The following is a 9,194-nucleotide window of genomic DNA, read 5'->3' on the forward strand; positions in this document are numbered from 1 at the left end:
CCCTGAAAATCGCTCATGCGCGCAAGATTATCCAGGCTTTCGCAACAATGCCATCCGGTATCCATATCTCTCAGCCGCCGTGACGCGGTAGCAGTCTCACGACGCACCCAGACGCCAAACCGGCCAACATTCTTAAATCCCGGGCGTTGATGCCCGGGAATTGGGCCGCCGAAATAGCGATTTCGGGCTACAATTGCCCCCTCTGGCAAATTTCCCAGGCACCGCCCCGGGCAGGTTGTTCCTGCGCAGCCTGAATAGCAGTTTTGCAATTCGCATCGGCGCGCTTGCCAATGATTTGCAAATTTTCGGAATTCCGTTTTGCTTCCCCTTCGCGCAATAATATTGTGCGGACGATTCCCGGGGAGAGGTTCGCCATGAAAGACATCCTGCAAGAGCTTGAGCAGCGCCGCAACGTCGCGCGGGCAGGGGGCGGGCAGCGCCGGATCGACGCCCAGCACGCCAGGGGCAAGCTCACCGCGCGCGAGCGGATCGAGCTGTTGCTCGACGAGGCGAGCTTCGAGGAATTCGACATGTTCGTCGCCCATCGCTGCACCGATTTCGGCATGGAGCAGGACCGGCCTGCGGGCGACGGCGTCGTCACCGGCTGGGGCACGATCAACGGCCGCATGGTCTATGTGTTCAGCCAGGACTTCACCGTCTTCGGCGGCTCGCTGTCCGAGACCCATGCGCAAAAGATCTGCAAGATCATGGATATGGCGATCCAGAACGGTGCGCCGGTGATCGGGATCAACGACTCGGGCGGCGCGCGGATCCAGGAGGGGGTGGCCTCGCTCGCCGGTTATGCCGACGTGTTCCAGCGCAACATCATGGCGAGCGGTGTGGTGCCGCAGATCAGCCTGATCATGGGCCCCTGCGCGGGCGGCGCGGTCTATTCGCCCGCGATGACCGACTTCATCTTCATGGTGAAGGACACCTCCTACATGTTCGTCACCGGCCCCGATGTGGTCAAGACCGTGACGAACGAGGTGGTCACTGCCGAGGAACTGGGCGGCGCCTCGACCCATACCAGGAAGTCCTCGGTCGCCGATGGCGCTTTCGAGAATGATGTCGAGGCGCTGGCCGAGATCCGGCGGCTGTTCGACTATCTGCCGCTCAACAACCGCGAGAAGGCGCCGGTGCGGCCGTTCTTCGACGATCCCGCCCGGATCGAGGCCAGCCTCGACACGCTGATCCCCGACAACCCGAACCAGCCCTACGACATGAAGGAACTGATCCTGAAGGTCGCGGACGAGGGCGATTTCTACGAGATCCAGAAGGATTACGCCGGCAATATCATCACCGGATTCATCCGCATCGAGGGCCAGACCGTGGGCGTGGTTGCCAACCAGCCGATGGTGCTGGCGGGCTGTCTGGATATCGACAGCTCGCGCAAGGCCGCGCGCTTCGTGCGGTTCTGCGACGCGTTCGAGATCCCGATCCTGACGCTGGTCGATGTGCCGGGCTTCCTGCCGGGGACCGGCCAGGAATATGGCGGCGTGATCAAACATGGCGCGAAACTCTTGTTCGCTTACGGCGAGGCCACGGTGCCGAAGGTCACGGTCATCACCCGCAAGGCCTATGGCGGCGCCTATGACGTGATGGCTTCGAAGCATCTGCGCGGTGATTTCAACTATGCCTGGCCCACGGCCGAGATCGCGGTGATGGGCGCCAAAGGCGCGGTCGAGATCCTCTACCGCAGCGAGCTGGGCGACCGCGAGAAGATCGCGCAGCGCCAGAAGGATTACGAGGACCGCTTCGCCAATCCCTTCGTCGCCGCCGAGAAAGGCTTCATCGACGAGGTGATCCAGCCGCGCTCCACCCGCCGCCGCATCGCCCGGGCCTTCGCGAGCCTTCGCAACAAGAAGCTCTCGAACCCCTGGAAGAAGCACGACAACATTCCGTTGTAACCCCGAGAATGCGCATGTCCGCCGCCCGCCGCCTGCTGAGCCTTGCGCTGGTCCCGCTCCTTCTGGGGGCGGGCGCCTGCGATGAGGAGCCCGCCCCGGCGGAAGCGGGGGCGATCGCGCTGCCCTCGGGTGGCAGCGCCATGTTCCTCGATCTGGTCACCAATGCGGCCGGGGTAGGGGGCGAGACCGCGCGGTTCCGCTTCATCGACAAGGGGCTGACGGCGGGCGAGGACCGCAGCGCCGACATGCAGGCGCTTTGCGACGGCTATGCGCTGGAACGGATCCGCGACCTGAACCCTGCGCCGCAGCAGATCGTGATCACGCTGGCCGACCGCCCGGTTCCCTTCGGCGAGACAGACCACGAAGCGGTGCAGTTTTTCGAGGCCTACCGCATCGAATCGGATGCCTGCATCTGGGAGATGTTCTGAAGATGGCACTACATCTTGTTGAACATCCTCGGGAAATCGGCACGTCTGATGTAAGCGGGTCACAACCCGCCGCCTTGGTAACGGACAAGTGTTTTTCGCGCCGTCTTTCCGCTATTCTCGGGCAGGGCCGAACCCAAGCGGCCCCAACCTCGCAAGGGGGCGATGCTGGCATGTTGCCGGCTACAAGCCACCCGGAAATAAGGAGTAGAGGATGTCGAGCACCCTGCGTATCGTTCTGGCCCTGGCCATCGTCGGCACCATTGCCGCCTGCGCCCGTAAGGTCGAAGAAGAAGTCGTCTATATCGACGAGCCCGTCTCGGTCGAGCCGGTCTACACCGGCAAGTACAAGTAACGCTTCCGGTCGGCCCGCCCGGTCTGCCGGGCGGGCTGACCAGCGCCTTTCCGGCGCGGCTCATTTCGGTGCCAGGGTCGCGGTCTTGCCGCCGGGTGACACCTTTTTGCATCGCCTGCGCGTGTTTCTCGCGGGGCCACAATCACTGGTTCCATCCGCGCTGGCGCCGCAATATGGTGCGCTGCATCACGTTGATTCGCACTGGAGGTTGTCATGCGGAAAACTGCAATCATTGCCATGCTGGCTGTCGTCACTCTGGCCGCCTGCGCCCGGAAACAAGAGACCGTCGTCGTCGCCGAGCCGGTCTCGGTCGAGCCGACCTACACCGGCAAGTACAAGTGATTTCGCAGGGCGGCCCCGGGTCGATGACCTGAGGGCCGCCCGGCAAACCCGCCGCGCCTCTGGCGCGCGCCGCCTTGTCGCTGCTACAGCCGGTTCCAGTACAAAAGGAACCGCGCCATGCTGAAGCACCGAGGCTTTCCCGGAAGATTGCCGGGCACCGATTTCCAGTTCACCATCCGCCGCGCCAATCTCAAAGAGGGCGCCACGAAGATCATCCGCCGTGAGCGGTTCAGGGACCGCAAGGCGCCCGACCGCCGCGCGGATGAGGCTTTCATGGCCGCGCTCTGGCGGCAGTTCGGCGAAGAGCCGTTCGAGCGCGGCAATCTCGATGCCGGGCGCCTGTCCTGGCTGTTCGGGCGCGAGGTGGTGCCGGCCGAGGATCCGTTCGATCCCTGTTCCTATGACGCTCTGCTGCGCATCGACCTCAAACGCGCCGAAGCCGCGTTTCCCTCGGTCTTCGCACCGGATGCGGAAGAGTTCTTCTTCGACGAAGACGGAGAGGAGGACGAGGCGTGAGCGCATTCCTTCCCCGCAACCGGCCTCCGCAGCGACCGGGCGGATCGGCGGTAATCCGCGCCTGTGCGGATCGCTTTGTCGTGATCGCGGCAGGAGACTCTTTCTCTGTTTGCGGGAATGGACTAGAATCTGCCTCAATCATAACCAAACGAGGCAGTTCAAAATGCGCAAAACCATCCTGCTCTTCCCGATTCTCGCTCTGGCCCTGGCCGGCTGCGTCAACAACGGCTATGGCAGTTCGCCCATGGACAGCGCGGCGATCCGCACCGTCGGCGGCGCGGCCGCCGGTGCCGTCATCGCCGATGCGACCGGCGGCTCCAAGACCAAGGGCGCGCTCATCGGCGCCGTCGCCGGTGGCGGCTCGTGCATGGTCACCAACAACTGCCACTGATCTGACCGCCGCCCCCGCGGGGGCCGGTTTTCATCTGAAACGGGGTCTTCCGGTCGTCAGGACCGGAAGACCCTTTTTGTTTTTCCGGCCTGCTGATCCGGCCGGAGCCGAGGGAGAGCCATGTTCAAGAAGATCCTGATCGCCAACCGGGGCGAGATCGCCTGCCGCGTCATCAAGACGGCCCGCAAGATGGGCATCCAGACGGTGGCGGTCTATTCCGATGCCGACCGCAACGCGCTGCATGTCCGCATGGCGGATGAGGCGGTGCATATCGGCCCGCCCCCGGCGAACCAGTCCTATATCGTGATCGACCGGATCATGGAGGCGATCCGCAAGACCGGCGCCGAGGCGGTGCATCCGGGCTACGGCTTCCTCTCGGAGCGGATGGATTTCGCCGCGGCGCTGGAAAAGGAAGGCGTCGTCTTCATCGGCCCGCCGTCGCCCGCGATCGAGGCGATGGGCGACAAGATCACCTCGAAGAAACTGGCGCAGGAGGCCGGGGTCTCGACGGTTCCCGGCTATATGGGCCTGATCGCCGATGCCGAGGAGGCGGTGACGATCTCGGATCAGATCGGCTATCCGGTGATGATCAAGGCCTCTGCGGGCGGCGGCGGCAAGGGGATGCGGATCGCCTGGAACGCCGCCGAGGCGCGCGAAGGGTTCGAGAGCTCGAAGAACGAGGCCGCGAACAGCTTCGGCGACGACCGCATTTTCATCGAGAAATTCGTGACGCAGCCGCGCCACATCGAAATCCAGGTGCTGGCCGACAAGCACGGCAATTGCGTCTATCTGCATGAGCGCGAATGCTCGATTCAGCGCCGGAACCAGAAGGTGATCGAAGAGGCGCCCTCGCCGTTCCTCGACGAGGCCACGCGCAAGGCGATGGGCGAACAGGCCTGCGCTTTGGCAAAGGCGGTCGGCTACACTTCGGCGGGGACGGTCGAATTCATCGTCGACGGCAGCCGCAACTTCTATTTCCTTGAAATGAACACCCGCTTGCAGGTGGAACATCCGGTGACCGAACTGATCACCGGCATCGACCTCGTGGAGCAGATGATCCGCGTCGCCGCGGGCGAGCCGCTGCCCTTCGCGCAGGGCGATCTGAAGATCAACGGCTGGGCGATGGAAAGCCGCCTTTATGCCGAAGACCCCTATCGTAACTTCCTGCCTTCCATCGGGCGGCTGACCCGCTACCGTCCGCCGGTCGAGGGGGCAACGTCGCGCGGCGGCATCGTCAGGAACGACACCGGCGTCTATGAGGGCGGCGAGATCTCGATGTATTACGACCCGATGATCGCCAAGCTCTGCACCTGGGCGCCCACCCGGGGCGAGGCGATCGAGGAGATGCGCCTCGCGCTCGACACGTTCGAGGTGGAGGGGATCGGCCACAACCTGCCTTTTGTCGCCGCGGTGATGGACCATCCGAAATTCGTCGCGGGCGAGATGACGACCGCCTTCATCGCCGAGGAATATCCCGAGGGCTTCCAGGGCGCCGCGCTGGACGAGGCGCTTCTGAAGCGCGCCGCGGCCTCGGCCGCAGCGATGAACCGGGTGGCCGAGATCCGCCGGACGCGGATTTCCGGCACGATGGACAACCACCAGCGCCGGGTCGGCGATGACTGGGTTGTCAGCCTCGGCGGCCGCGACTTCGCGCTGAAGATCGAGGCCGACCGCGAGGGCTCGACGGTGGTCTTCGCCGACGGGAGCCGCCACCGCGTCACCTCGGACTGGGAGCCGGGCCAGTCGCTGGCGCGGCTGTCGGTCGATGGCGAGCCCCTGGTGATGAAGGTCGACAAGATCCCGATGGGCTTCCGCCTGCGGCTGCGCGGCGCCGATCTGAAGACCCATGTCCGCACCCCGCGCGCGGCGGAACTGGCCCGGCTGATGCCCGAGAAACTGCCGCCCGACACCTCGAAATACCTCTTGTGCCCGATGCCGGGCCTCGTGGTGAAGATCCAGGTCGAGGAAGGCCAGGAGGTGCAGGAAGGCCAGGCGCTTGCCACGGTCGAGGCGATGAAGATGGAGAACATCCTCAAGGCTGAAAGGAAGGGCGTGGTGAAGAAGATCGCCGCCGCCCCGGGCGCCAGCCTGCGGGTCGACGACGTGATCATGGAGTTTGAATGAGATGCGGCAGGGACGCGGCCGCCACGGCGCAAATTTCTTGGAAGAAATTTGCAAATTCGTGCGAACGAATTTGTGCGCGGGTGGTGCGGGGCAACGATTTCTTCAAAGAAATCGTGCCGGAGCCTTTGAAGGCTCCGGGCCGGAGTTTTCCAAAACTCCGGCTTGCCCTCAGCGTCCCGCCGGATTCTTTTCCAGCGCCTCGGTGCGGGCGATCGGCATCTTGTCGATCGTGTTGATGATCTCGCGCGCGGCGCGGGGGCTGGGGCGGCGGATCGGCGAGCGCCAGTCCTTGTCCATCATGACCAGCGAAAAGCCCCGCGGCCGCAGTTTCTTGCGGATCTCCGAGGGGTTTGCCGGATCGGTGTCGGTGATCAGCACCACGTCGCGCAGCGCAAGCTGGGCGTAAAGCGTCGGCAGAATCTCCATCTGCCGGATGAAATTCGGATCGTTCGGGCTGTCGGCGAAGACGATGACCGGACGGCGGAGGAAAAGCTCGTCGGCCTCGGTGATCTCCGACGCCGGCACCGGGCCGAAAGCGGCGGGCGGTTCTTCCGCCTCCCCGGCCCGGGAAAGGGATGAAAAAAGCACCGCGCAGGCGGTGAGACAAACGAAGGAACGGCGGTCGAGCGTGTGATCCATGCCCCGGATATAGGGCAGGGCGCGCGAAACCCCAAGCGGCGAGATGCGCGCCCCGCGGTGCGGCTCGCGAGTGGAGAGAGAGATGAACGATCCGAAGGCCCCCGATCTGACCACATGGCAGGCCCTGGCTGCGAAAGAACTGAAAGGCCGGGACCCGTCCAGCCTGAACTGGCAGACGCTGGAGGGGATCGAGGTCAAGCCGCTCTATACCCCGGCGGATCTTCAGGATCTGCCGCAGATGGGCGAGCTGCCGGGGATCGCGCCCTTCACCCGCGGCCCGCGCGCGACCATGTATGCCGGCCGGCCCTGGACGATCCGGCAATATGCCGGTTTCTCGACGGCCGAAGAGAGCAATGCCTTCTACCGACGCAATCTCGCCGCCGGGCAGCAGGGCGTCTCGGTCGCTTTCGACCTGGCCACCCACCGCGGCTATGACAGCGACCATCCGCGTGTTGTGGGGGATGTGGGCAAGGCGGGCGTCGCCATCGATTCGGTCGAGGATATGAAGATCCTGTTCGACGGAATCCCGCTCGACAAGGTCTCGGTCTCGATGACGATGAACGGCGCGGTGATCCCGATCCTCGCCAGTTTCATCGTGGCGGGCGAGGAGCAGGGCCATTCGCGCGCCGTGCTGTCGGGGACCATCCAGAACGACATTCTCAAGGAGTTCATGGTCCGCAACACCTATATCTATCCGCCCGAACCCTCGATGCGGATCATCGCGGATATCATCGAATACACCTCGAAAGAGATGCCGAAGTTCAATTCGATCTCGATCTCGGGCTATCACATGCAGGAGGCGGGGGCGAACCTCGTCCAGGAACTGGCCTATACGCTGGCCGACGGGCGCGAATATGTCCGCGCCGCGCTGGCGGCGGGGATGAATGTCGACGATTTCGCCGGAAGGCTGTCGTTCTTCTTCGCCATCGGGATGAATTTCTTCATGGAGGTCGCGAAGCTGCGCGCGGCGCGGATGCTCTGGACCCGCATCATGCAGGAATTCGAGCCGAAAAAGCAGTCGAGCCTGATGCTGCGCACCCATTGCCAGACCTCGGGCGTGTCCTTGCAGGAGCAGGATCCCTACAACAACGTCATCCGCACCGCCTATGAGGCGATGTCGGCGGCGCTTGGCGGCACGCAGTCGCTCCACACCAATGCGCTGGACGAGGCCATCGCGCTGCCGACCGAGTTCTCGGCCCGGATCGCCAGGAACACCCAGCTGATCTTGCAGGAGGAAACCGGCATCACCCATGTGATCGACCCGCTGGCGGGCAGCTATTACGTGGAAAGCCTGACCGCGCAGCTGGCCGAAAAAGCCTGGGAGCTGATCGAAGAGGTCGAAGCCATGGGCGGCATGACAAAGGCGGTGGCCTCGGGGATGCCCAAGCTCAGGATCGAGGAAAGCGCCGCGCGGCGTCAGGCCATGATCGACCGCGGCGAAGAGGTGATCGTCGGCGTCAACAAATACCGCAAGGACAAAGAGGATCCGATCGACATCCTCGATATCGACAACATGAAGGTGCGCGATTCCCAGATCGCGCGGCTAGAACAGATGCGCGCCACCCGCGATCAGGCGAAATGCGACGCGGCGCTGCTGGAACTGGGCCGCCGCACCGTCGAGGGCGGCAATCTGCTGGAGGCGGCGGTTGAATGCGCGCGCGCCCGGGCCAGCCTGGGCGAGATCTCTTTGGCGATGGAAGGCACCTTCGGGCGCCACAGGGCGGAGGTTAAGACTTTGGCAGGTGTCTATGGCGCAGCCTATGAGGGCGATGCGGGATTCGAGGCGATCCAGAAGGATGTCGAGGCTTTCGCCGGCGAAGAGGGGCGCCGGCCCCGGATGCTGGTGGTCAAGATGGGCCAGGACGGTCACGACCGCGGCGCCAAGGTGATCGCCACCGCTTTCGCCGATATCGGCTTCGACGTCGATGTGGGGCCGCTGTTCCAGACCCCGGAAGAGGCTGCCCAGGATGCGGTCGACAACGACGTGCATATCGTCGGCATCTCCAGCCAGGCGGCGGGCCACAAGACGCTTGCGCCGAAACTGATCGAGGCCCTGCGTGCGGCGGGCGCGGGCGACATTCTGGTGATCTGCGGCGGGGTGATTCCGCAGCAGGATTACGAGTTCCTGAAATCCGCCGGGGTGAAGGCGATCTTCGGACCGGGCACCAACATCCCCGAGGCCGCGAAAGAGATTCTCGACCTGATCCGCGCGACCCGGCGCTGAGGCCCGCCCCCCAGGGGGCAGCGGGAGGGGGCAGCGGGAAAACGAACCCCTGAAGCATGGCCCTCGGGCCATGCTTTTCTTTTGCGGGGCAGGCGGCGGAAGTGCTGTTTTCCCTGCGGTTTTCGGCCGGTTCCGGGCCGCGCGCCGGGGCGGTTTCGCCCCCGGAACAGGCATATTCCCCACATGCAAAAATATTTCTTGCTAGTTTATTGGGTAGGTTTACGATGCTGATTGCGCCAGAGCGTTATGGAGAGGGAGACGAGCCATGTGC

The 9,194-nt window shown here is 64.2% G+C and carries 10 protein-coding genes; 8 read left to right on the top strand and 2 right to left on the bottom strand.

The annotated features are described in order from the left end of the window. Nucleotides 1-187: 187 nt before the first annotated feature. Nucleotides 188-376, bottom strand: coding sequence for a hypothetical protein (locus tag XINFAN_RS17290; RefSeq protein WP_124088119.1), 189 nt, complete (start codon nt 374-376; stop codon nt 188-190). Here XINFAN_RS17290 and XINFAN_RS17295 point away from each other — a divergent pair. From XINFAN_RS17295 to XINFAN_RS17315, 7 genes are all read left to right on the top strand, one after another. Beyond that, on the top strand, nt 375-1,907 hold the full coding sequence (locus tag XINFAN_RS17295) for an acyl-CoA carboxylase subunit beta (RefSeq protein ID WP_124088120.1): 1,533 nt from the start codon (nt 375-377) through the stop codon (nt 1,905-1,907). The genes XINFAN_RS17290 and XINFAN_RS17295 overlap by 2 nt on opposite strands. A gap of 14 nt (nt 1,908-1,921) precedes the next feature. Beyond that, nucleotides 1,922-2,335, top strand: coding sequence for a DUF6497 family protein (locus tag XINFAN_RS17300; RefSeq protein ID WP_124088121.1), 414 nt, complete (start codon nt 1,922-1,924; stop codon nt 2,333-2,335). 211 nt (nt 2,336-2,546) lie between these two features. Then, a complete protein-coding gene (locus XINFAN_RS22025) occupies nt 2,547-2,687 on the top strand; it encodes a hypothetical protein (protein ID WP_199286455.1) in 141 nt (46 codons plus the stop codon). A 213-nt stretch (nt 2,688-2,900) separates the two neighbouring features. Beyond that, nucleotides 2,901-3,029, top strand: a complete 129-nt coding sequence (locus tag XINFAN_RS22430; protein ID WP_267898361.1) for a hypothetical protein — start codon at nt 2,901-2,903, stop codon at nt 3,027-3,029. Between the two features lie 117 nt (nt 3,030-3,146). Continuing rightward, nucleotides 3,147-3,545: a hypothetical protein gene (locus XINFAN_RS17305; RefSeq protein WP_124088122.1), complete on the top strand. Its 399-nt coding sequence runs from the start codon at nt 3,147-3,149 to the stop codon at nt 3,543-3,545. A 163-nt stretch (nt 3,546-3,708) separates the two neighbouring features. After that, complete coding sequence (locus XINFAN_RS17310) at nt 3,709-3,936, top strand: YMGG-like glycine zipper-containing protein (RefSeq protein ID WP_124088123.1); 228 nt, start codon at nt 3,709-3,711, stop codon at nt 3,934-3,936. A 120-nt stretch (nt 3,937-4,056) separates the two neighbouring features. After that, the gene (locus XINFAN_RS17315; RefSeq protein WP_124088124.1) at nt 4,057-6,060 is read left to right on the top strand and encodes an acetyl-CoA carboxylase biotin carboxylase subunit; all 2,004 of its coding nucleotides are present in this window, start codon (nt 4,057-4,059) and stop codon (nt 6,058-6,060) included. Nucleotides 6,061-6,228: 168 nt separating this feature from the next. On the opposite strand, the gene XINFAN_RS17320 is transcribed toward XINFAN_RS17315, so the two are convergent. Next, the gene (locus XINFAN_RS17320; protein ID WP_233352305.1) at nt 6,229-6,813 is read right to left on the bottom strand and encodes a DUF4174 domain-containing protein; all 585 of its coding nucleotides are present in this window, start codon (nt 6,811-6,813) and stop codon (nt 6,229-6,231) included. Between XINFAN_RS17320 and scpA the strand changes: the two genes are divergently transcribed. Beyond that, a complete protein-coding gene (gene scpA / locus XINFAN_RS17325) occupies nt 6,782-8,923 on the top strand; it encodes a methylmalonyl-CoA mutase (protein WP_124088125.1) in 2,142 nt (713 codons plus the stop codon). The two genes, XINFAN_RS17320 and scpA, sit on opposite strands and share 32 nt — an antisense overlap. Nucleotides 8,924-9,194: the final 271 nt, after the last annotated feature.

Source organism: Pseudogemmobacter humi (assembly GCF_900609055.1).
Lineage (GTDB): Bacteria > Pseudomonadota > Alphaproteobacteria > Rhodobacterales > Rhodobacteraceae > Pseudogemmobacter > Pseudogemmobacter humi.

Coding starts and splice junctions, on each gene's coding strand:
- XINFAN_RS17295 (WP_124088120.1), top strand. CDS start 375: ATGAAAGACATCCTGCAAGAGCTTGAGCAGCGCCGCAACGTCGCGCGG.
- XINFAN_RS17290 (WP_124088119.1), bottom strand. CDS start 376: ATGGCGAACCTCTCCCCGGGAATCGTCCGCACAATATTATTGCGCGAA.
- XINFAN_RS17300 (WP_124088121.1), top strand. CDS start 1,922: ATGTCCGCCGCCCGCCGCCTGCTGAGCCTTGCGCTGGTCCCGCTCCTT.
- XINFAN_RS22025 (WP_199286455.1), top strand. CDS start 2,547: ATGTCGAGCACCCTGCGTATCGTTCTGGCCCTGGCCATCGTCGGCACC.
- XINFAN_RS22430 (WP_267898361.1), top strand. CDS start 2,901: ATGCGGAAAACTGCAATCATTGCCATGCTGGCTGTCGTCACTCTGGCC.
- XINFAN_RS17305 (WP_124088122.1), top strand. CDS start 3,147: ATGCTGAAGCACCGAGGCTTTCCCGGAAGATTGCCGGGCACCGATTTC.
- XINFAN_RS17310 (WP_124088123.1), top strand. CDS start 3,709: ATGCGCAAAACCATCCTGCTCTTCCCGATTCTCGCTCTGGCCCTGGCC.
- XINFAN_RS17315 (WP_124088124.1), top strand. CDS start 4,057: ATGTTCAAGAAGATCCTGATCGCCAACCGGGGCGAGATCGCCTGCCGC.
- scpA (WP_124088125.1), top strand. CDS start 6,782: ATGAACGATCCGAAGGCCCCCGATCTGACCACATGGCAGGCCCTGGCT.